The sequence below is a fragment of the Nonomuraea fuscirosea genome, from assembly GCF_035917475.1.
GTDB lineage: Bacteria > Actinomycetota > Actinomycetes > Streptosporangiales > Streptosporangiaceae > Nonomuraea > Nonomuraea fuscirosea.
This window is the reverse complement of the sequence record NZ_CP109074.1, coordinates 11,875,713-11,896,788: the sequence shown is the minus strand read 5'-3', so window position 1 is coordinate 11,896,788 and position 21,076 is coordinate 11,875,713. Positions and strand designations below refer to the sequence as shown.

The 21,076-nt window shown below is 71.4% G+C and carries 22 protein-coding genes; 8 read left to right on the top strand and 14 right to left on the bottom strand.

Going from position 1 to position 21,076, the window contains the following annotated elements; all coding sequences use genetic code 11:
* The first annotated feature begins 154 nt into the window (after nt 1-154).
* From OIE67_RS54930 to OIE67_RS54920, 3 genes are all read left to right on the top strand, one after another.
* Nucleotides 155-1,366 (top strand): magnesium transporter MgtE N-terminal domain-containing protein, encoded by a 1,212-nt coding sequence (locus OIE67_RS54930; RefSeq protein WP_407674822.1) that lies wholly within the window; start codon nt 155-157, stop codon nt 1,364-1,366.
* Nucleotides 1,356-1,835, top strand: coding sequence for a DUF1003 domain-containing protein (locus tag OIE67_RS54925; protein ID WP_326635293.1), 480 nt, complete (start codon nt 1,356-1,358; stop codon nt 1,833-1,835). Before OIE67_RS54930 ends, OIE67_RS54925 begins: the two co-directional genes overlap by 11 nt.
* 212 nt (nt 1,836-2,047) lie before the next feature.
* Complete coding sequence (locus tag OIE67_RS54920; protein ID WP_106240863.1) at nt 2,048-3,184, top strand: Mrp/NBP35 family ATP-binding protein; 1,137 nt, start codon at nt 2,048-2,050, stop codon at nt 3,182-3,184.
* Nucleotides 3,185-3,252: 68 nt separating this feature from the next.
* Here OIE67_RS54920 and OIE67_RS54915 read toward each other — a convergent pair whose 3' ends face one another.
* The 4 genes from OIE67_RS54915 to sigE form a co-directional block, all read right to left on the bottom strand.
* Nucleotides 3,253-3,621, bottom strand: coding sequence for a sec-independent translocase (locus OIE67_RS54915; protein WP_326635290.1), 369 nt, complete (start codon nt 3,619-3,621; stop codon nt 3,253-3,255).
* 203 nt (nt 3,622-3,824) lie between these two features.
* Complete coding sequence (locus tag OIE67_RS54910) at nt 3,825-5,588, bottom strand: S1C family serine protease (protein ID WP_326635288.1); 1,764 nt, start codon at nt 5,586-5,588, stop codon at nt 3,825-3,827.
* A 166-nt stretch (nt 5,589-5,754) separates the two neighbouring features.
* Nucleotides 5,755-6,282: an anti-sigma factor family protein gene (locus OIE67_RS54905; RefSeq protein ID WP_106240857.1), complete on the bottom strand. Its 528-nt coding sequence runs from the start codon at nt 6,280-6,282 to the stop codon at nt 5,755-5,757.
* Nucleotide 6,283: 1 nt separating this feature from the next.
* Nucleotides 6,284-6,916 carry an RNA polymerase sigma factor SigE gene (sigE, locus tag OIE67_RS54900; protein ID WP_326635284.1) on the bottom strand — a complete coding sequence of 211 codons (633 nt, stop codon included), beginning with the start codon at nt 6,914-6,916 and terminating at the stop codon, nt 6,284-6,286.
* Between the two features lie 173 nt (nt 6,917-7,089).
* Between sigE and OIE67_RS54895 the strand changes: the two genes are divergently transcribed.
* Complete coding sequence (locus OIE67_RS54895) at nt 7,090-7,728, top strand: O-methyltransferase (protein WP_106240850.1); 639 nt, start codon at nt 7,090-7,092, stop codon at nt 7,726-7,728.
* Nucleotides 7,729-7,821: 93 nt separating this feature from the next.
* On the opposite strand, the gene OIE67_RS54890 is transcribed toward OIE67_RS54895, so the two are convergent.
* Nucleotides 7,822-9,225, bottom strand: coding sequence for a leucyl aminopeptidase (locus OIE67_RS54890; protein ID WP_326635280.1), 1,404 nt, complete (start codon nt 9,223-9,225; stop codon nt 7,822-7,824).
* Nucleotides 9,226-9,304: 79 nt separating this feature from the next.
* A complete protein-coding gene (locus tag OIE67_RS54885; protein ID WP_020545024.1) occupies nt 9,305-9,472 on the bottom strand; it encodes a DUF3117 domain-containing protein in 168 nt (55 codons plus the stop codon).
* A gap of 159 nt (nt 9,473-9,631) precedes the next feature.
* Here OIE67_RS54885 and OIE67_RS54880 point away from each other — a divergent pair, with 159 nt between their 5' ends.
* Genes OIE67_RS54880 through OIE67_RS54870 form a run of 3 tightly spaced genes read left to right on the top strand, consistent with a single transcriptional unit; the run spans nt 9,632 to nt 13,485 of the window.
* Entirely contained in the window at nt 9,632-10,429 is a 798-nt protein-coding gene (locus OIE67_RS54880) for a PaaX family transcriptional regulator (RefSeq protein WP_326635260.1), read from the top strand.
* Between the two features lie 11 nt (nt 10,430-10,440).
* A complete protein-coding gene (locus OIE67_RS54875) occupies nt 10,441-11,202 on the top strand; it encodes an enoyl-CoA hydratase-related protein (RefSeq protein ID WP_326645812.1) in 762 nt (253 codons plus the stop codon).
* Nucleotides 11,203-11,238: 36 nt separating this feature from the next.
* Complete coding sequence (locus OIE67_RS54870; RefSeq protein ID WP_326635258.1) at nt 11,239-13,485, top strand: polysaccharide lyase 8 family protein; 2,247 nt, start codon at nt 11,239-11,241, stop codon at nt 13,483-13,485.
* Here the strand turns inward: OIE67_RS54870 and OIE67_RS54865 are convergent.
* From OIE67_RS54865 to OIE67_RS54840, 6 genes are all read right to left on the bottom strand, one after another.
* A complete protein-coding gene (locus tag OIE67_RS54865) occupies nt 13,457-13,963 on the bottom strand; it encodes a DNA-3-methyladenine glycosylase I (protein WP_326645810.1) in 507 nt (168 codons plus the stop codon). The genes OIE67_RS54870 and OIE67_RS54865 overlap by 29 nt on opposite strands.
* A 41-nt stretch (nt 13,964-14,004) precedes the next feature.
* A complete protein-coding gene (locus OIE67_RS54860; protein WP_326635256.1) occupies nt 14,005-14,748 on the bottom strand; it encodes a hypothetical protein in 744 nt (247 codons plus the stop codon).
* An 82-nt stretch (nt 14,749-14,830) separates the two neighbouring features.
* Complete coding sequence (locus OIE67_RS54855) at nt 14,831-15,415, bottom strand: LOG family protein (RefSeq protein ID WP_326635254.1); 585 nt, start codon at nt 15,413-15,415, stop codon at nt 14,831-14,833.
* A 20-nt stretch (nt 15,416-15,435) separates the two neighbouring features.
* Nucleotides 15,436-16,233 carry an LOG family protein gene (locus OIE67_RS54850; RefSeq protein ID WP_326635252.1) on the bottom strand — a complete coding sequence of 266 codons (798 nt, stop codon included), beginning with the start codon at nt 16,231-16,233 and terminating at the stop codon, nt 15,436-15,438.
* A gap of 216 nt (nt 16,234-16,449) precedes the next feature.
* Nucleotides 16,450-17,505, bottom strand: coding sequence for a succinyl-diaminopimelate desuccinylase (dapE, locus tag OIE67_RS54845; RefSeq protein WP_326635250.1), 1,056 nt, complete (start codon nt 17,503-17,505; stop codon nt 16,450-16,452).
* Nucleotides 17,505-18,338: a 2,3,4,5-tetrahydropyridine-2,6-dicarboxylate N-succinyltransferase gene (locus OIE67_RS54840; RefSeq protein ID WP_106241062.1), complete on the bottom strand. Its 834-nt coding sequence runs from the start codon at nt 18,336-18,338 to the stop codon at nt 17,505-17,507. The genes dapE and OIE67_RS54840 overlap by 1 nt, the downstream gene beginning before the upstream one ends.
* Before the next feature lie 43 nt (nt 18,339-18,381).
* Here OIE67_RS54840 and OIE67_RS54835 point away from each other — a divergent pair, with 43 nt between their 5' ends.
* Nucleotides 18,382-19,197, top strand: coding sequence for a hypothetical protein (locus OIE67_RS54835; protein WP_326635248.1), 816 nt, complete (start codon nt 18,382-18,384; stop codon nt 19,195-19,197).
* A 57-nt stretch (nt 19,198-19,254) separates the two neighbouring features.
* Here the strand turns inward: OIE67_RS54835 and OIE67_RS54830 are convergent, their stop codons facing one another.
* Together OIE67_RS54830 and dapC are read right to left on the bottom strand one after the other, a co-directional pair.
* Complete coding sequence (locus OIE67_RS54830) at nt 19,255-19,911, bottom strand: DUF4178 domain-containing protein (protein WP_326635246.1); 657 nt, start codon at nt 19,909-19,911, stop codon at nt 19,255-19,257.
* A gap of 93 nt (nt 19,912-20,004) precedes the next feature.
* Nucleotides 20,005-21,075, bottom strand: a complete 1,071-nt coding sequence (gene dapC / locus OIE67_RS54825) for a succinyldiaminopimelate transaminase (RefSeq protein ID WP_106240828.1) — start codon at nt 21,073-21,075, stop codon at nt 20,005-20,007.
* Nucleotide 21,076 lies beyond the last annotated feature (1 nt).

Here is a 21,076-nt window from a genome sequence, read left to right as displayed (position 1 = left end):
GGCCTGAGAACCCGAAACAGCAGGAGGACACGAAAGCCAGCGCCAGCCCCGCATACCTCATCGCACACCTCACCCGTAATCACCGTTAAGCGGGTTTGATACTGACACGCCGGGCGTCCCAGGCGCAATAAGACGGCACTGTTAGCCTGACCACGTGAAGATCTTCGTGGCCCGGCTGCCGGGCACCCCGGTCTTCGACCCCGCGGGAGACCAGATCGGCCGCGTGCGAGACGTCGTGGTCGGACTGCGGATCGGCCGCCGCCCCAACGTCCACGGCTTCGTGGTGGAGGTGCAGCCGCGCCGCCCCGTCTTCCTGCCCATCACCCGGGTCCGCCGCATCGAGGCGGGCTCCCTGGTCTTCACCGGGCGGCTCAACATGCGCAGGTTCGAGCAGCGCGCCGCGGAGACGCTGGTCATCGGCGAGATGCTCGACCTGGGCGTACGCCTCGGCGACCAGCCCATGACGGTCTACGACGTGGCGATGGAGGAGGTCAGGCCGTCCACCTGGGAGATCACCAAGGTCGCCGTCTACAAGGGCAGACGGCGCGAGCCCCGGATCGTGGACTGGGAGGAGGTCTCCGGGTTCGACACGCTGCAGCAGGACCAGGGGGCCAGCGGGCTGATCTCCGCGTTCGAGTCGCTGCGGGCCGCCGACATGGCCAGTGCGCTGCACGACCTGCCGAGCAAGCGCCGCTTCGAGATCGCCCGAGCGCTCAACGACATCCGGCTGGCCGACGTGCTGGAGGAGCTGCCGCCCGACGACCAGATCGGCATCCTGGAGACGCTGGAGCCGGAGCGGGCGGCCGACGTGCTGGAGGAGATGGGGCCCGACGACGCCGCCGACCTGCTGCACGACCTGCCGGCCGAGCGGGCGGCCGAGCTGCTGGCGCTGATGGAGCCGGGCGAGGCCGCGCCGGTGCGGCGGCTGCTGAAGTACCCGGAGACCAGCGCCGGCGGCGTGATGACCAGCGAGCCGGTGATCCTCCCGCCCACCGCCACGGTCGCCGAGGCGCTGGCGCACATCAGGCAGCAGGACCTCCCGCCCGCCGTGGCCGCCCAGGTCTACGTGACCAGGCCGCCGAACGAGACGCCGACGGGCAAGTACCTGGGCGTCTCGCACTTCCAGCGGCTGCTGCGCGAGCCTCCGTCCACCCTGCTCGGCAGCGTGCTCGACCCGTCGATCGACCCGATCAGGCCCGAGTTCACGCTGCGCGAGGTCACGTACTACATGGCCAACTACAACCTGGTCGCGGCGCCCGTCGTGGACGAGCTGGGCCGGCTCGTCGGCGCGGTGACCGTGGACGACGTGCTGGACCACATGCTGCCCGAGGGCTGGCGCGAAAGGGCGGACGACCGTGACGAGTGACCGCCTCGACCAGCCGCGCGCGCTGCGGCGCACGCTGCGCCCCCACTACGACCCCGAGGCGTTCGGGCGGCTGTCGGAGCAGATCGCCCGCTTCCTCGGCACCGCCCGGTTCATCGTCTACATGACCGTCTTCGTGAGCGTCTGGGTGATCTGGAACGTGGCCGCGCCGGCCCGCCTCACGTTCGACCCCTATCCGTTCATCTTCCTCACGCTGATGCTGTCGTTGCAGGCCAGCTACGCGGCACCGCTGATCCTGCTGGCCCAGAACCGCCAGGACGACCGCGACCGCGTCCAGTACGAGCAGGACCGCGAGACCTCCGAGCGCAACCAGGCCGAGATCGAGTACCTGACGCGCGAGATCGCGGGGCTGCGCATCGCGCTGAGCGAGGTGGCCACCCGCGACTATCTCCGCGCCGAGCTGAACCGGCTGCTGGAGGAGCTGAGGGACGGCGCGCAGGAGCGCCGGTGAGAGCGGCCCCACCTCCTCGGCGGCCGCGGGCGTCACGGAGTAACCTGATGAGGACGTCAGCGCAGCCACACTTCGCACGGACATCTGACAGTGCGGATTAACTCAGCGGGGGCGCCGGTTCATACCATGGAGGGGCATCCTCGCTGGCGTCCCGCGCCTGCCACACATATATCGACTAAGGAGGGACGGCACTCCCTCGTGCCGAGACTTCGATGGCACCTACCCAGGAACTGGTGACGGCGGCGCTCTCCACCGTCATCGACCCCGAGATCCGCCGCCCGATCACGGACCTCGACATGGTCAAGAGCATCGAGATCGCTCCGGACGGGGCGGTGCGCGTCGGCGTCTACCTCACCGTGGCCGGATGTCCGATGAAGGACACCATCACCCGTGACGTCACCACCGCCGTCGGCAAGGTCGAGGGCGTGACGGGCGTCCAGATCGAGCTCGACGTGATGAGCACCGAGCAGCGCAAGGTCCTGCAGACCAAGCTGCGCGGTGACCGCGGGCCCGAGAAGGAGATCCCGTTCAACCAGCCCGGCTCGCTGACCCGCGTCTTCGCGGTGGCCAGCGGCAAGGGCGGCGTGGGCAAGTCCTCCGTCACGGTCAACCTCGCCGCCGCCATGGCCGCGAGCGGGCTCAAGGTCGGCATCGTCGACGCCGACATCTACGGTCACAGCGTTCCTCGCATGCTGGGCGCCGCCGAGCGGCCCACCAAGGTCGAGGACATGATCATGCCGCCGGTGGCGCACGACATCAAGGTCATCTCGGTCGGGATGTTCAAGCCGCCGGGCAACTCGGCGGTGGTCTGGCGCGGGCCCATGCTCGACCGGGCGCTGCACCAGTTCCTCGCCGACGTCTACTGGGGCGACCTCGACGTGCTCCTGCTCGACCTGCCGCCCGGCACCGGCGACATCGCCATCTCGGTCGCGCAGCGGCTGCCGTCCGCCGAGATCCTGGTCGTGACGACGCCGCAGCAGGCCGCCGCCGAGGTGGCCGAGCGGGCCGGATCCATCGCCGCCCAGACCCACCAGCAGATCGCCGGCGTCATCGAGAACATGGCCTGGCTGCCCTGCCCCCACTGCGACGAGCGCATCGCCGTGTTCGGCGAGGGCGGCGGCCAGACCGTCGCCGACGCGCTCACCCGCACGCTCGGCTCCCGGGTGCCGCTGCTCGGCCAGGTGCCGATCGACCTGCGGCTGCGCGAGGGCGGCGACGAGGGCAAGCCGCTGGTGCTGACCGACCCCGACACCCCGGCCGCCGCCGAGCTGCGCAAGATCGCGGCCGGCCTGAGCAAGCGCTCCTCCAGCCTGAAGGGCCTGCAGCTGGGCCTGTCCCCGAACCGCTGACCCGGAGCACGGACGAGAGCCCGCTCACCGCGGAAGCGGAGGGCGGGCTCTTCGCGTGTGCGGGCCGCTCAGGTGGCCTCGGCGTCGTAGGGCGGGATCTCACCGAAGGCGAGCTCGTCGACCGGCTCAGGCTCGTAGGGGGCCGTGGCGGCCGGCTCCAGCGACTGCTGCTTGCCGTTGTTGTTCCAGTCGTCCTCGATGTCGTCGAGGAGGTGCTTGCGGACGAAGTTGCGCGGGTTGAGGTCGGCGGGGTCGAAGTTCTGGAACTCCGGGCCCAGGCCGGCGCGAAGGTCGTCACGCGCGTTGTTCGCCATCCGCCGCAGGTTGCGCAGCGTCTTGCCCGCCTGCGAGGCGGCCTGAGGCAGTTTGTCGGGGCCGAAGACGAGGAGCGCGATCACGATCAGCGCTCCGACCTCCATCCACCCAAGTCCGAACACCGTGAGCTCCTACCGCAGTCCAACCACTCCGAGGACAACCCCGGCCTATCCACAGACTACGGGCTCCCGGGGGTAGGTCGGCCGTCCACCTAGGTCATATCACCGGCGCGGACGGCTCCGCCCAGGGGGGTCCGTTCCCGGACGAACAGGGCTCCGGGAGACGGTCGTGTCTCCCGGAGCGTAGAACCTGATCGTGGTGCCGGTCAGGACGGTGACGGCGTGGGCTCGTCGTCCGCCGTCACGACGAGCGTGGCGGAGCGTTCCTTGCCGTCGCGCTGGTACTTGACGTTGATCTTGGCGCCCGGGGCCTTGCTGCGGATCAGGGCGATCAGCTCGTTGCCGTCCTGCAGCGCCAGCCCGTCGATCTCCAGGATCACGTCACCCGCCTTCAGGCCCGCCTTCCCGGCCGGCCCGTTGGCGTCCACCGGCTGCTGGCCACCGGCCGGCTCGGTGGCGATCTTCACGCCGACCCCGCGGTAGTCCTTCTCCAGCACGATGCCGATCTTGGGCCGCTTGGCCTTGCCGGTCGTGATCAGCTCTTCCGCCACCCGGCGCGTCTGGTTGACGGGGATCGCGAAGCCCAGGCCGATGCTGCCGCTCTGGCTGCTCATCGAGCGCCCGAGCGTGGCGATCGCCGAGTTGACGCCGACGACCTCGCCCCGGCCGTTCACCAGCGGCCCGCCCGAGTTGCCGGGGTTGATGGCCGCGTCGGTCTGGATCGCGCTGATGTACGCGGGCTCCTCGGCGCTGGTGCCGGTGTCGTCACCCGCGATGACCGGGCGGTTGAGCGAGCTGACGATGCCGGTGGTCACCGTGCCGGTCAGGCCCAGGGGAGAGCCGATGGCGATGACGGGGTCGCCCACCACGACCTGGTCGGAGTTGCCGAGGGTGATCTCCGGCGTCCCGAACGTCTCCTCCGGCTTGACCACGGCCAGGTCGGAGCCGGGGTCGCGGCCGACGATGCGGGCCGAGGTGGTCTTGCGGTTGTTGAACATGATCCGGATCTCGCCGCCCTTGGCGGCCAGCGAGACCACGTGGTTGTTGGTGACCACGTAGCCGTTCTTGATCAGGAAGCCGGACCCGGTGGCGCCCTCGGTGTTGCTGCCGTTGCCGACCTCCAGCGAGACCACGCTGGGCAGCACCCGCGAGGCCACGCCGGCGACCGAGTCGGGGGCGCGGTTGGTGGCGCCGGTCGGAAGCGGGCCGAGGCTGTAGGAGGGGTCGTTGCCGTCGGCCGGCTTGGTCAGCAGGTAGGTGCCGACGCTGCCGAGCATCGAGGCGCCCAGGGCGATCACCACGGCCAGCACGACGAGGAGGCCGGTGGAGGGGCCGCGCCTGGCCGCGCCCGTGCCCTGCGGACCGGGGGGCGGTGGCGCCCAGCCCGTGCCCATGCCGAGTGCCTGGCGCGGGGGCGGCGGAGCGGATCCGCCGTAGGGGCGGGCGCCGCCGTAGGGCGGCTGCTCGCCCGAGGAACCGAACGGCGGGCCCTCGTAGGAGCGCGCGCCGCTGTCGGACGCGCCGAAGAAGGGGCTGTCGTAGGCGCGGGTGCCGTTGTCGGGCGAGTTTCCGCCGGACGGACCTCCGCCGGACGAGCCGTAGGGCTGCCCGGAGCCCCCGCCGTCGGGAGGACCGAACGTGGGAACACTGAACTGGGGGCCGGTCTGAGGGCCGGTCTGGGAGCCGGCGTAGGGACCGGTCTGGGGGCCGGTGCGGGGGTCGTGGGAGGACGCGCCGGATGGGGAGCCGCTGGAGGATGAGGCGTCGTACGAGCGGTACTCGTACGGCGGCGAGCCGTAGCCCTCGGAGCGGCCCGTCGGGTCGCCCCACGACGAGCCGAACGAGGCGGGCGGCTCGGGCCGCCTGCCGTCGTAGTCGGACCTGTCGTCCGCGGGCAGGAAGTCCGGCCGCCCCTGTGGCTCGGGGTAGTCCGACGGCGTGCGTCCTTCTCTGGGGCGCTCGTCGGTCATCTAAGTCTCACCACTCCTTGGCTCGGCCACCGCAATCCTCGCTACTGCGGCATACGAGGGTCATAAAGCTTTAGTCAGGACTTGCTTGTGACAATTCCCGAACCCAGATCGTATGCCCCGCTCGCCGCCGACTACGCCAACCGTCTGTCCCCGGCATACCGGGGGGTCAAGGCGTGGCGGTGGAAGGAGCGTTCGTAGGCGTAGTACGAGCCTGCTGCTGGAACAGTTCAACCGGCGGAGCCGGATTGTTCTGCCCCACGCCCGAGGCGGCGAAGAAGGTGCCGAGCGCCACGGCCGCGGAGACCACCCCGACCGCCACGTACGTCGTGCGCCTCCTAGAACCGCGGCCAGGGCCCGAGCCCCCACCGGTGGCGTCCCTGCGCGGGCGGTTGTCCAGCGGCGCGATGCTGTGGGGACCGGGGATGGGCACACCGCCGAACGTGCGGGAGGGGAAAGGGCGCTCCCTCGGCGGCAGCGGGCCGCCCGGCTCCGCCATCCTGAGCAGCGACATGGTCAGGTCGGCCGGCATCGCGGGAGTCTCCAGCGAGCGCAGGCGCGTCTTCAGCGCCCGCATCGACTCGACCTCGCGCCTGCAGTCAGCGCAGAAAGTCAGATGGGCGAGCGCGCGCTCACGTTCGGTGTGGTTGAGCTCTCCGTCGACGAGCGCGGATACACGTTCTCCAAGATGAGCCATATCAGACTTCCTCCCCACGGATCACGGTCGGGGGGAGTTGAGAATTACGGGGGGCCCGATGGTCGAGCGCCTCCCGCAACTGCGCCCGGCCACGGTGAATACGGCTTCGGACCGTACCCAGCTTGACGCCGAGCGTGGCCGCGATCTCCTCGTAAGACAGGCCCTCGATGTCACACAGCACGATCGCGGCCCGGAACTCGGGGGCGAGCGCGTCGAGGGCGGCCTGGATGTCGGGCTCCAAGTGAGCGTCGTCGAGCGCCTGCGCCGGCGACGGCTCGCGGCCGCGCAGCCGCTCGGCGGCGTCGTCGGCCAGACCTTCGAACCTGATGCGCTGCTTGCGCCGCGCCATGTCGAGGAACAGGTTCGTCGTGATCCGGTGCAGCCACCCCTCGAACGTGCCGGGGGTGTAGCTCGACAGCGACCTGAAAACCCGGACGAAGACCTCCTGCGTCAGGTCTTCGGCATCGTGAACGTTGCCGGTCAGCCGGTAGGCCAGCCGATACACACGCGCGGAGTGAGTCCGCACCACTTCCTCCCAGCTGGGAGGCGTCCAGTCAGACGAAACGGGAGTATCCGGCTGGTGGTCGCTTTCGTCCACCAGGACTCCTCTCTCTGGGACCACCGCTACCGCCATAGTGCCTGGTTTCGTCCCTTCGTGCGTACTGCCTGCCTTCCGGACCGGCAAAGCCCGTTTAAACCTGCAACGCCTTAGGTCCCTCCTGAGTTCCCGTCCCGGCGTGTCTCCCCTAGGCTGCGATCGGTGCCAATCTCGCGGACCAATCGCACGAAAGTGGGGGGAGGAGGCCGATGACCAGTCCGGTGGAGGCCACTCTGGCCTATGCGGAGCAGTTCCATCACGAAGATGAGATCCTGCACGCGGCGCGTCAGCGCGGGCTTGAGATGGGGGCCATGCCCATCCTTCCCGGCGGAGGGGCGGCCCTGTGCTTCCTCGCCACCGCCGTGAACGCCAAGTCCGTCGTCGAGGTCGGCACGGGCTGCGGGGTGTCGGGGCTGTGGCTGCTGCGCGGCATGCGCGCGGACGGCACGCTGACCAGCGTCGACGTCGAGCCCGAGCATCAGCGGCTGGCCAGGCAGGCGTTCGCGGAGGCCGGGTTCTCCGGCGGCCGGGTGCGTCTCATCTCGGGGCGGGCGCTCGACGTGCTGCCGCGGCTGTCGGACGGCGGCTACGACATGGTGTTCGCCGACGCCGCGAAACACGAATACGCCGACTACCTGGCCGAGGCCGTCCGGCTGCTGCGCGTGGGCGGCATCGTGGCCTTCGACAACATGTTGTGGCACAACCGGGTGGCCGACCCCGCGCAGCGTGACACCGAGACGGTGACGCTGCGCGAGGTGGGCAAGCTGGTGCAGTCGGACGAGCGCCTGCGTTCGGTGCTGATGCCGCTGGGCGACGGCCTCCTCGCCGCCGTCAAGATCGCCGACTAGCCGGCGACGATCCGCCCGGCGGACCGGCCGCGGGCGCGCCCGTCCGGCGCGACGCCGTACGGGCTCGGGCGGAGCGCCGCGGCGGGACGCCGGTCAGCGTCGGGTGAGCCACTCCAGCAGGACGCGGACGCCGAAGCCGGTGGCGCCCTTGCTGAGGGTGCCCTCGTCGACCGTGCTGCGCCCGACGCCGGCGATGTCGAGGTGCGCCCACGGCCGCCGGCCCGCGAACTCCCGCAGGAACAGCGCCGCCGTGATGGAGCCCGCGCCGAACCTGGACCCGGACTCGACGTTGGCCAGGTCGGCGATCGACGACTCCAGCGCGGGCGCGTAGTCCTCGATCAGCGGCATCCGCCACAGCCGGTCGTCGGCGGCCTGCCCGGCCTCCACGAGCTCCTTGGCCAGGACGTCGTCCGGGGAGTAGACGGCGCCGACGTGACGCCCGAGCGCGACCGTGATCGCCCCGGTCAGCGTGGCGACGTCGACCACCGCGTCGGGGTCGAGCACGGCGTCGGCGTAGGCCAGCGCGTCGGCCAGCACCAGCCGCCCCTCGGCGTCGGTGTTGAGCACCTCGACCGTGCGCCCGCCGTAGGGGGTGATGACGTCGCTGGGCCGCTGGGCGGTGCCGGACGGCATGTTCTCGGCGGCGGCGACGAGCCCGGTCACGCGTACGGGAGCCTTGAGCGCGGCCAGCGCGCCGAGCACGGCGATGACGACCGCGCCGCCCGCCATGTCGGTCTTCTGCGTCTTCATGTTCTCGTTCGGCTTGAGCGACAGGCCGCCCGAGTCGAACGTGATGCCCTTGCCCACGAGCACCACGTGGCGCTCGGCCGGCTCGGCGGGCGTGTAGGAGAGCTTGATCAGCCGGGGCGGCCTCGCCGAGCCCTTCCCGACGGCGAGGATGCCGCCGAACCCGTCGGCCCGCAGCCGCTCCTCGTCCCACACCTCGACCGGCACGCCGGTCTCGGCGGCCCGCTCGGCGAGCCAGGACGGGTCCTTGACGGACGAGGGCGTGTTGGCCAGGTCGCGGGCGAGCGCCACGGCCCCCGCCACCTCGGCGGCGCGGCGCACGGCCGCCTCGTCCGCGCCGGCGAAGACCAGGGCCCGCACGGGCTTCCTGCCCGCGGCACCGATCTTGAAGGAGTAGGCGGCCAGCAGCGCCGCCTCGGCGAACGCGGCCACGTCACCCTCGGGCGCCACCACGGTCAGCGTGTCGCGGCCCTTGACCTTCCTGGTCAGCGCCGCGGCGGCCCGGCGCAGGGCGCGGGGTGAGCCGTCGCCGACGCCGTACAGCAGGACCCGTCCCACGCCGCCGGCCCGTGCCACCGGGACCTCGACGATCTCCCCCGCCTCTCCCTTGGCCTCGTAGTGCGCCAGCAGGTCGGGCACCGGCAGGTGCAACTCGACCGCGGGAGCGAGGTCGGAGGCGTAGGGTACGGCCAGGAGTTCGGCATCGCCGGGAACCTCGGCGATCACCGACGCCGTGGTCTCAATGGGCACGGGAACATCTCCTCAAACGTCAGCGACCCTGGCGCCGGGCCACGCCAGGGTCGTCAATCAAGTGGTCTCTCGGGAGCTCTCAGCCGACGACGTTCTTCAACGCCTCGCCGAGGGCCTTCGCCTCGTCGGCGGAGATCTCCACGACGAGCCGGCCGCCACCCTCCAGGGGGACCCGCATGACAATGCCGCGCCCTTCCTTGGTGACCTCGAGCGGACCATCGCCGGTCCGCGGCTTCATCGCCGCCATGCGTGCATCCCTTCCTGCCTTGGGCTCCCGCGGCCCGCGATTTCCGACCTCCCGAGGGGGTGGTCGGCGCATTCACGTCTTCTGTGATGTCCTATTCTCCCGCATCGAGAGCGCTCATGGGTAACGATCTCCTCCCAGAATGCGTTGTCGAGGCGTGCGATGACGTCCAAACTGGACCTCGTGCACGCTCGCGCCGCTCTGTTCGACCTCTATGGCGACCACTTACGCTCACGCGGTGGACAGGTCTCCGTCGCCGCGCTCGTCCGGCTGATGAAACCCCTGGACATCGCCGCTCCCGCCGTGCGCACGGCGGTTTCCCGCATGGTGCGGCAGGGATGGCTGCGGCCGCTGAGACTGCCGCAGGGCGCCGGCTACGGGCTGACGCCGAAATGCGTCAGGCGGCTGGATGAGGCCGCACTGAGAATTTACCGAGCCGGAACGCTGACCTGGCACGGCCGCTGGCATCTGATCGTCTTCGAGCCGGTCAAGGAGCGCCCGCGAAGAGAGCGGCTCAGAGCCGACCTGACCTTCCTGGGCTACGCGTCGCTGTCGGAGACGACCTGGATCGGTCCGCGCTCGTCGATCGAGCTGGACAACCTGCTCGAAGGCGAGGGGGTGCGGGCCGACCGGTTCGACGCCGGGCTGGAGGGCGACCCGCGCGAGCTGGTGGCCAGGGCCTGGGATCTGACCGCCATCGGCGAGGCGTACGAGAGCTGGCACGCCGAAGCTGTCACGCTGGTCAGCACGCTGCCCGAACAGGCCCCGGCCGACCTGGTCTTCGCCACGAGGAGCAGACTCGTGCACGGGTGGCGCAACTTCCTGTTCCGCGACCCCGGCCTCCCGCCGGAGCTGCTGCCCGCGGGCTGGCCGGGCGAGAAGGCCAGGGTCTACTTCGAGCAGGAAGCCGCCCGGCTGCTGCCCGCAGCCGCCGCGTTCGTCGACAGGGAGTTGATGTGATCCGCTACGAGATGGCCGACGCCGTCGCCACCGTCACCCTCGACCGTCCCGAGGCGATGAACTCGCTGACCGCCGAGACCAAGCAGGAGCTGCTCGCCGCCCTGCGCCGCGCCGCCGCCGACCGCGCGGTCAGGGCCGTGCTGCTGACCGGCTCGGGCCGGGCCTTCTGCGCCGGGCAGGATTTGCGTGAGCACGCCGCGAACCTTGAGGCGGGCCGCGGCCTGGCCGACACCGTGCGCGCGCACTACAACCCGATCGTGGAGCTGATCGCCACCATGGCCAAGCCGGTGGTGGCCGCCGTCAACGGCGTGGCCGCGGGCGCGGGCGCGTCCCTGGCCTTCGCCTGTGACCTGCGGGTGGCCTCGGAGAAGGCGAAGTTCGCGCTGGCCTTCGCCGGCATCGGCCTGGCACCCGACACGGGCGCGTCGTGGACGCTGCAGCGCCTGGTCGGCCCCGGCAGGGCCGCCGAGCTGATGCTGCTCGGCGAGGCACTGGACGCGGCCCGCGCGCTGGAGCTGGGCCTGGTCACCCGGGTGGTGCCGCCCGGCGAGGTGCTGAAGACCGCCCAGGACCTCGCGGTACGGCTGGCGCAGGGCCCCACGCTGGCCTACGCCGCCACCAAGCGAGCGCTGGCCTACGCCGCCACGCACTCCCTGCCCGACTCGCTCGCCCTGGAGGCCGAGTTGCAGGACGAATGCGTCGCGACCCGCGACCACCGCGAGGCCACCCGGGCCTTCCTGGCCAAGGAAGTGCCGGCGTTCAACGCGGAGTGACCGGGCCGCCACGTCCGCGTGGGTAAGGCTGGTGCCATGCGCTCTTCCCGCTCCGCCCGCCCGTCCGCTCCGTACGACTTCGAGAGGCTGCGCGCGAGCGCCGTGAACCTGCTGACGGGCGGCGGGTTCGACGCCTCCGACCCGGTCTACGACCGGCCGCTGACCACGCTCAGCGAGCGCGCCGCCGGCTGGCTGGCCGGGATGGTGCCCGGTCTCATCTGGCCGGACCTGCCGCTCGGGGACCGGCCCGGCCGCGTGACGGGCAGCTACGGCCGGCTGCGCCTGATCGCCACCGCGTGGGCCACGCCCGGCACCGCCCAGTACGGCGACGACGCCGTGGCGGCCCGGGTGATCGAGGCGCTGGACCTGCTGCACGAGGGGCACTACAACGAGCTGCTCGCGGAGACGGGCAACTGGTGGTTCTGGGAGATCGGCACGCCCGCCGAGCTGGCCCGGGTGTGCGTGCTGCTCGGCGACCGGCTCGACGCGGGCCGGGCGGAGGCGTACCTGAGGGCGATCGACCGGTTCTGTCCCGACGCCGACCGGCGCGCGGGCTGGCCGGACGCCTCGGAGAGCGGCTCCAACCGGGCCGACAAGGCCTCCATCGTGGCCTTCCGCGGCGTGGCCGGGCGTGATCCCGGGAAGCTGGCGCTGGCCCGCGACGGGCTGTCCGACGTGCGCGACGGCGGGCGCCACAGCGTGTTCTCCTACGCCGAGAGCGGCGACGGCTTCTACCGCGACGGCTCGTTCATCCAGCACGGCAGCGTGGCCTACACGGGCTCCTACGGCCTGTCCCTGCTCATCGCGGTCTCCGAGAGCGTGGCGCTGCTGCACGGCTCCCCCTGGGAGGTGAGAGACCCCGGGCTGCAGGTGGTGCTGGACGCGGTCGAGCGCTCGTTCGCGCCCTTCGTCCACGACGGGCTGCTCATGGACACCGTCAGGGGGCGGGCGGCGACGCGGCAGGCGTTCTCCGACCGGGTGGCGGGCCATGGCGTGATCGGGGCCGTGCTGCTGCTGGCCGAGAGCGCGCCCGAGCCGTACAGGAGCCGGTTCAGGGCGCTGGCCAAGGGGTGGATCGAGCGCGGCGGGAGCCGCGCCTACCTGCGGCACGCCGATGTGCCCGAGACCAGGCGGGCGGTCGCGGTGCTCGACGACAAGAGCGTGGAGGCCGCGCCGGGGCCGTCAGGGCACTTCGTGTTCCCCTCGATGGACCGGGTCGTGCACCGGCGGCCCGGCTGGTCGGTCGCGATCGGCATGTCGTCGCGGCGGGTCGCCGCCTACGAGGCGATCAACGGGGAGAACCCGCGCGGCTGGTACACCGGCGACGGCATGACCTATCTCTACACCGGCGACCTCGACCACTACGGGCAGGACTTCTGGCCGACCGTGGATCCGTACCGGCTGCCCGGCACCACCGTGGACACCCGTGAACGGGCCGGGCTCGACTTCAGCGCCTACCGGCCGGCCAACGAGCAGGCGGGCGGGGTGGCGCTGGAGCGGCGGTACGGCGTCGCGGCCATGGAGCTGGTCGGTGACGGCGTCAGCCTGCGGGCGCGCAAGTCGTGGTTCTGCCTCGATTCCGCCGTGGTCGCGCTGGGCAGCGGCATCACCAGCACCGACGGCCGCCGGATCGAGACCGTGGTGGAGAACCGGGCCACGCGGGCGGAGCCGTACCTGGGCGACGGGTGGGCCCACCTGCCAGGGGCGGGCGGCTATGTCTTCGACGGGGTCTCGACGCTGGTGGAGACGCGGACGGGCCGCTGGCGCGACATCAACGCGGGCGACGACACCGAGGGCGCCGCCGACCTCGTCTCCCGGCGTTACGTGACGTTCTGGTACGACCACGGCGTCGACCCGTGCGACGCCGCCTACGCCTACGTCCTGCTGCCGAACGCCACCCGCGAGCGCACCAGGTCCTTCCACCGCGCCCGGCCCGCGCGGGTGCTGGCCAACACGCGGGACGTACAGGCCGTACGGACGCGCTCGCTGCTCGGGGCCACGTTCTGGACGCCGGGGACGGCGGGGATCGTCAGCGTGGACCGGCCCTGCGTGGTGATGCTGCGCCGGGCCGGCGAACGGCTCTCCCTGGCCGTGGCCGACCCGAGCAGGACCGTGGACGTCGTGACGATCACGCTCGGCCGCTCCGCCCGCGAGGTCGTCAGCGCCGACGAGACCGTCAGCGTGCGCACGGGCCGGACCCCCGTGATCACCGTGGCCGTCGGCGGGTCGCTGGGCCGCAGCCACGGCGTGGAGCTCAGCGGCTCCGCGCCAGGCAGTCCTTGATGTGGTCGTTGACCAGGCCGATCGCCTGCATCAGCGCGTAGGCCGTGGTCGGGCCGACGAACCGGAAGCCGTGTTTCTTCAGCTCCTTGGCCAGCGCCTTCGAGCCGGGGGTGACGGCGGGCACGTCGGCCATCGTCGCGGGCACGGGAGCGTCGGGGTCGGCGTGCCGCCACACCAGCTCCGACAGGCCGCCGGGCAGGTCGTGGGCGGCCCTGGCGTTGCCGATGACGGCCTCGATCTTGGCCCGGTTGCGGATGATCCCCGCGTCGCCGAGCAGGCGCTCCACGTCCTGCTCCGTGTACGCGGCCACCTTCGGGATCGAGAAGCGGTCGAAGGCGGCGCGGAAGTTCTCCCGTTTGCGCAAAATCGTCAGCCACGACAGGCCCGACTGGAACGCCTCCAGCGAGACCCGCTCGAAGACCTCGTCGTCGCCCTTGAGCGGGCGGCCCCACTCGTCGTCGTGGTAGGCGAGGTACATCGGGTCGGCCAGGCCCGCCCAGGTGCAGCGGATGGGCTCGGTCACGGGCGCTCGTCACCGTCCTTGCTCAGGCCGGCGGGCCGGGGCTCGTCCGCGCCGCCGTCCGAGGCCTGCTCGCGCAGCGCCACCGTCTCGTCGGCCTTCTCATCGTCGGCCGCGGCCTCGCCGGTCTGGTCGGGCCGCTCTTGCGCGGTTTCCGTGGCGGGCTCGTCGTCGGCCTTCGCGGCGGTCTCGTCCACGTTCTGAACGTCCTGGACCGCCGCGTCGTGGGCCTCGCCGTTGAGGGCGGCGGTGTCGCCCGGCTGGGCCACCCGCCACTCCGGCGGGCGCTTGAGCTGCGCGGCGTGCTCCCACATCGCCGTGGCCTCGCCCGCAGGCACGGGATCGCCGGACTCGGGCAGCTCGCGCGGCGCGGCCGGCGCCTCGGGCTCGTGCTCGGTACGCGGCCCCGCCCCCGGCGCGGCGTAGACCTCCTGCCGCGCGTACAGCCGGCTCGACAGCAGCTCGGAGACCCGCTGCTCCAGAACCGCGATCCTGGTGTCGCGGGCGCTGATCGCCCCGGCGGCCCTGCGCAGGGTCTCGTCGACGCTCTGCGTGTGGTAGCCGACCAGGTTGACCGGCAGTTGGAGCGCCATGAAGTCGACCGCGGTGAGCTGCCCCGCCTCGGGCAGGTCGAGCGGCGGCACGTCGGGCGGGAACTCGGTCAGCTCACCGCCCCTGCCGAGGGAGACCAGCACCACGCAGGCCAAGATGGCGACGGCGGCGATGGCGAGTATGACCAGCACATTGGCATCGTACTCATACCATCGGGGCACGAGGTCACGCACTTGCCGCGTCCGGCCCCGGATGAGAGCGAAGCCGCGCAGGTCAGCCCGCGGCCTCGCCGAGTTCGGCGACGCTCGGCCGTACCGGCTGGGTGCGGGCTTCGAGCGCGGCGAACGCCTCCGTCACGGTCGAGGTCCAGGAGATCGCGTCGAAGACGTCGGGGCGGGTGAAGCCCTGCTCGTACATGCCGTCGACCAGGGTCTTGAGCGGGTCGTACAGGCCGTAGGGGTCGAGGATGACCAGCGGGCGATCGTGCAGGCCGAGCACGCGGGCGGTCCAGATCTCGAACAGCTCCTCCAGCGTGCCGATGCCGCCGGGCAGCACCAGGAACGCGTCGGAGCGGGCGTCCATGATGCCCTTGCGCTCGCGCATGTCGGCCGTGACGATCAGCTCGTCTGACTCCTCGTCGGCCACCTCCATGTCCACCAGTGCCTGCGGGATCACCCCGACCGTCCGGCCCCCGGCGGCCCTGGTGGCGGCGGTGACGGCGCCCATGCAGGACACCGACCCGCCGCCGCTCACCAGGGTGTGGCCACGCCGGGCGAGCTCGGTGCCGACGTTCGCGGCCAGCTCGATGTACTTCTTGTCGATGTTGAGGCTTGAGGCGCAGTAGACGCAGATGTTCACGTCGTCAGAGCCTATTGGGCCTACTGGGGCTCCGCGGTCTGGGCGGCGGTGGCCTTCAGCTCCTCCTCGCGCTGCCGGGAGCGGGCCCGGTCGGCGTCCACGATGATCCGTACGGCCTCGTCCACGTCGTCCGTAATGGTGATCAGGTCGAGGTCCTGCGGCGCGATCTTGCCGGTGCCGAGCAGCGTGCTCTTGATCCAGTCGAGCAGCCCGCCCCAGAACTCCGAGCCCATCAGCACCACGGGGAAGGAGGTGACCTTGCGGGTCTGCACCAGCGTGAGCGCCTCGAACAGCTCGTCGAGGGTGCCGAAGCCGCCGGGCAGGGCGATGAAGCCGCAGGAGTACTTGACGAACATCGTCTTGCGTACGAAGAAGTAGCGGAACTCGATGCCGAGGTCGACGTAGTCGTTCATGCGCTGCTCGAAGGGCAGCTCGATGCCGAGCCCGACCGACACCGCGCCGTCGACGTCGAGCGCGCCGCGGTTCGCCGACTCCATGACGCCGGGCCCGCCGCCCGTGATCACGGCGTAACCGGTCTCGGCCAGCTTCCTGCCGAGTGCCCGGCCCATCGCGTAGTCGGGTGTGTCGGACGCGGTGCGGGCCGAGCCGAACACGGTGACCGCCGGCGGCAGCTCGGCCAGCTGGCCGAAGCCCTCCACGAACTCCGCCTGGATGCGCAGCACCCGCCACGGATCCATGTGGACCCAGTCGGAGGGTCCCTGGCGGGCCAGCAGCCGCTGGTCGTGGGTGGAGCTGGGGACGAGGTCGCCACGCACGACGGCTTGGCCCTGACGGCGCTCTCGACGAATCTTTTCCATGGGGATGACGCTAGCCCTTCTCACGCACGGTCGGTTCCGCCGTCCCAGGCTGCCTGCCGCGGGCGAAATCGCTGGTGGGACAGACGGAACATTGTCTGAAAAAATCTGGACGAAGCCGGGAACCGGATTTCGACTCCCCCGCGTCTAACTGCCGAGGGTGCTGCTCGGGACTGAAAGTGGTCTTCCCCGCCAAATGGCCGGCGAGGAAGGCCACTTTCACATGTGGAGCCAGTCACGCATCGCCCGCTCGCTCTCCACGATCTTGGGCAGCGACACGTACTCGCCCTGCTGGTGCGCCAGGTTCGGGTCACCGGGGCCGTAGTTGACGGCCGGCACCCCCAGCGCGGAGAAGCGGGCCACGTCCGTCCAGCCCAGCTTGGCCCGCGGAGTGCCGCCGACGGCCGCGGTGAAGGCCGCCGCCACCGGATGCGTCAGCCCCGGCCTGGCAGCGGGCGCGCCGTCCGTGAAGCTCACCGCGAAGCCGTCGAACACCTCACGCACGTGCTCCTGCGCCGCCTCGATCGACAGGTCGGGGGCGAAGCGGTAGTTGACCGTCACCACGCACAGGTCGGGGATGACGTTGCCGGCCACGCCGCCGCGCACGCCGACCGCGTTCAGCCCCTCGTGGTATTCCAGCCCGTCCACCACCGGCCGGCGCGCCTCGTACGCGTTGAGCCTGGCCAGCACCGGCTCGATCCCGTGGATGGCGTTGACCCCGAACCACGACCTGGCGCTGTGGGAGCGCCGTCCTGTCACCGTGACCTCGGCCCGCAGGGTGCCCTGGCAGCCGCCCTCGATCACGCCGTCGGTGGGCTCCATCAGCACCGCGAAGTCGGCCTCCAGCCAGCCCGGGTGCTCCCTGGCGACCCTGGTGAGGCCGTTGCGCTCGGCCTCGATCTCCTCGCAGTCGTAGAAGACGTACGTCACGTCCCTGACGGGCGCGGGCACGGTGGCGGCCAGCCTGAGCGCGACCGCCACGCCGGCCTTCATGTCGGTGGTGCCGCACCCGTACAGCAGGTCGCCCTCGACCCGGCTGGGCAGGTTGCCCGCGAGGGGAACGGTGTCGAGGTGGCCCGCGATCAGCACCCGCTCGGCGTGCCCCTGCTCCGTGCGGGCCACGACCGTCTCGCCAGACCTGCTCACCTTCAAGTGCGGCAGCGCCGTCAGCGCCCGTTCGACCTCGTCGGCCAGCGCCTTCTCGGCGCCGCTCACCGACTCGATGTCCACGATCGCGGCGGTCAGGTCGCGTACGTCCTGGGTCAGGTCAAGCATCAGGTGTTCACTCCGTGTTCGCGCAGCACCTCGTTGAGCGCCGCCTTGTCGTGCCTGCGCCCCGGCTCCAGGCGCTTGATCACCAGCACGCAGGGCAGGCCGAACGTGCCGCCGGGGAACTCCTTCTGCCGCGTGCCGCCCACCGCCACGCACCACGCGGGGATGGCGCCGCGGGCCAGTTCTTCGCCGCTCTCCACGTCGATGACGGGCATCGAGGCGGACAGGATCGTTCCAGCGCCGACGACCGCGCCCTCGCCGACCCTGGCGCCCTCCACGATCATCGCCCGGCTGCCGATCAGCGCGTCGTCCTCGACCACGACCGGCACCGCGCCGGGCGGCTCCAGCACGCCGCCGATGCCGACGCCGCCGGACAGGTGCACGTTCTTGCCGATCTGGGCGCAGGACCCGACCGTGGCCCAGGTGTCGACCATCGTGCCCGCGTCGACGTACGCGCCGATGTTCGTGAACGACGGCATCAGCACCACGCCGGGCGCCAGATAGGAGCCCCAGCGCGCGATCGCCCCCGGCACCACGCGGACGCCGTCGAGCGAGCTCTTGAGCGGATGCCGGTCGTGCTGGTGGAAGTCGCCCACCTGCGAGCGGACCAGGCCAAGCACCTTGAAGCTGAGCAGGATCGCCCGCTTGGCGCGCTCGTCCACGACGACCTCGCCGCCGACGAGGTGGGCCGCACGGGCCTGCCCTCTGTCGAGCAGGTCGATCGCGCCGACCACCAGGTGGCGTGCCTCGGCGTCGGCCGGCGACAGCTCCGCGCGGCGCTCCCACAGCTCGTCCACCACCGGGGGTATCGGTGAGGAGGTGCTCACGTGACTCATGGCCACGGAGCTTATCCGGCCGGGTAGGTTCTTCAGGGTGCGCGTGCGCTTCTCTCGTGGGGTCATCACCATCGTGGTCGTGGTCGTCGTGCTCGCGGTGGGCGTCTCGGTGGGCCTCTACCACCTGCTGAAGCGGGCGCCGAAGCTGGCCGTCGAGCCCGAGGCCTACTGCACCGCCGTCACGCCCGACGGCACCATCGGCCTCGACACCGAGCAGGCTCGGATCTCGGCCACCATCGCGGCCGTGGCGGCGCGCCGCCGGCTGCCCGAGCGGGCCGTGGTGATCGCGTACGCCACCGCGCTGCAGGAGTCGAAGCTGTCCAACCTCGGCTACGGCGACCGCGACTCGGTCGGGGTGTTCCAGCAGCGCGAGTCGCAGGGCTGGGGCAGGAAGAAACAGCTCATGGACCCCGTCTACGCCACGAACAAGTTCTTCGCCGCGCTGGTCAAGGTGAAGAACTACCGCAAGATCCCGCTGGCCGACGCGGCGCAGGCCGTGCAGCGTTCGGCGGGCGGCTACGCGTACGCGCCGCACGAGGGGGACGCGAAGATCCTCGCCGCCGCCTTCACCGGGCGGGTCCCGCGGGCCGTCCACTGCTGGTACCCCGCGGTCAAGGAGACCCCGCCGCCGCGGCCGAAGACCACCGAGGCGCGCAAGCAGCTGGCCCGGGCGCTGGGCAGCACCGCGATCACCTCGAAGAAGCGCGGGTGGCTGGTGGCCGCCTGGTCGGTGGCGCACGCCGAGCAGTACGCCATCAGCCGGGTCGGCTACAGCGGCGTGACCTGGTCCAACGACGTGGAGCTCGAAGGCTGGCAGGCGGGCGGCAAGGCCGGCGACCGCCGGGTCGAGCTGTCCTGAAGGCACGCTCCTCAGGACGTCATGAAGACGCCTGTCAGGAGGTCCTGAGGGCGCCGCTCAGGAGGCGCGGCGGACGATGGAGATCGAGCCGGGCGGGAGCGGCTGGGCGTAGCCGGCCGTCCACGAGCCGCCCTGGATGCGTTCGAAGGACAGCAGCCGCCCGTCGGCGGCCCGGTAGTCGGCGAAGTCGAGCAGGCCGCGCTCGGGATAGCCGGTGTCGCCCTCGGTCCTGAACGCGGCCGTGCCGCGCTCGATCGGGAAGAACTCCACGCCCTCCATGATCAGCATGCTCTTGGCCGGAACCATGCCCTGCGTCGGCACGTCGTTCCAGAGCTGGACCTCCAGGTGCGGCGGATCACCGTCGCGCACCTCGACCGAGAGCCGCTGGTAGCGCCGGGAGGCGTCGCGCAGAAAGATCTCGGTCCACTCCTGGCCCTGCCACGAGATGTACATCGCCCCGAGCACGCGGGCGCGTGACCCGTGCACCTGGATCCGGTCCCCGATCCGGAGGGTGCGAGGGTCGGTGTAGTCGGTGCCGACATGCGCCGGGACGCTCACCGGCGCCGCCAGCGGGGTCTCGAAGGACGCGACCTGCGCGGGCGGCGCGCTCGTGCGGCCTCTCCTGTCCTGCCGCAGGGTAGCCAAGAAGGCACCCAGCAGCAGCAGGACGGTGGCGATGCTCAGCCCGAGTACGACCATGGAGGTCATGCTCATCGATCAGCTCGCTCCACTCGCGGTCTGCCTCGGCATAAGCCCTTATCAATTTGTGCGTGCTCAAGCCAGTGGGAATGGCTACGACGCGCGATCCTACTGGAGGCGGCGCACCGCCGCACCGATCCGCTCATCAGTCGCGGTCATCGCGATGCGGATGTGGCGCCCACCTGCTGATCCGTAGAATTCTCCCGGCGCGACCAAAATCCCGATTTCGGAAAGCTTGGCTACCTGATCCCAGGCGTTCTGTCCGTTCGACGCCCAGAAGTACAGACCTGCCGTCGAATGGTCGATCTCCCAGCCGGCCTTCTCCAGTGCGGGCCGGATCAGCGCGCGGCGCGCGGCGTAGAGCTCGCGCTGGTGCTCGGCGTGCTCGTCGTCGCCGAGCGCGGCCGTCATCGCGGCCTGCACAGGCTGCGGCATGATCATGCCGGCGTGCTTGCGGGTCTCCAGCAACCGCTTGACCAGGACGGGATCGCCCGTCACGAACCCGGCGCGGTATCCGGCCAGGTTGGAGCGCTTGGAGAGCGAGTGGACGGCGAGCAGCCCCTCGTGGGAGCCGCCGCAGACGTCGGGGTGGAGGATCGAGATCGGCTGCTCTTCCCAGCCGAGCTCGATGTAGCACTCGTCGGAGGCCACGACGGCGCCGCGTTCGCGGGCCCAGGCCACGACCTTGCGCAGGTGTTCGGCGGGCAGCACGCGCCCCGTGGGGTTGCCGGGGCTGTTGACCCAGATGAGGTCCACGGGCTCGGGTCCGAGCGCGAGCGTGCTGTCGGACGCGGTGCCGACCGCGCCGGCGAGTCTGGCGCCCACGTCGTAGGTGGGGTAGGCCAGCTCGGGGAAGACCACCCGCTTGGCGCCCAGGTAGGTGGGCAGCCAGGCGACGAACTCCTTGGAGCCGATCAGCGGGAGCACGTCGCGCGGCCCGACCGTGACGCCGTGCCTGCGCCGCAGCCAGGCGGCGGCCGCCTCGCGCAGTGCCACGGTGCCGTGGGTCAGGGGGTAGCCGGGACTGTCGGCCGCCCCGGTCAGGGCGTCCTGGACGATCCGCGGCACGGGGTCGACGGGCGTGCCGACCGACAGGTCGACGATGCCGTCGGGATGCGCCAGCGCACGCTCTTTGTACGGCTCCAGCCGGTCCCAGGGGAAGTCAGGCAGTTTGTTCACG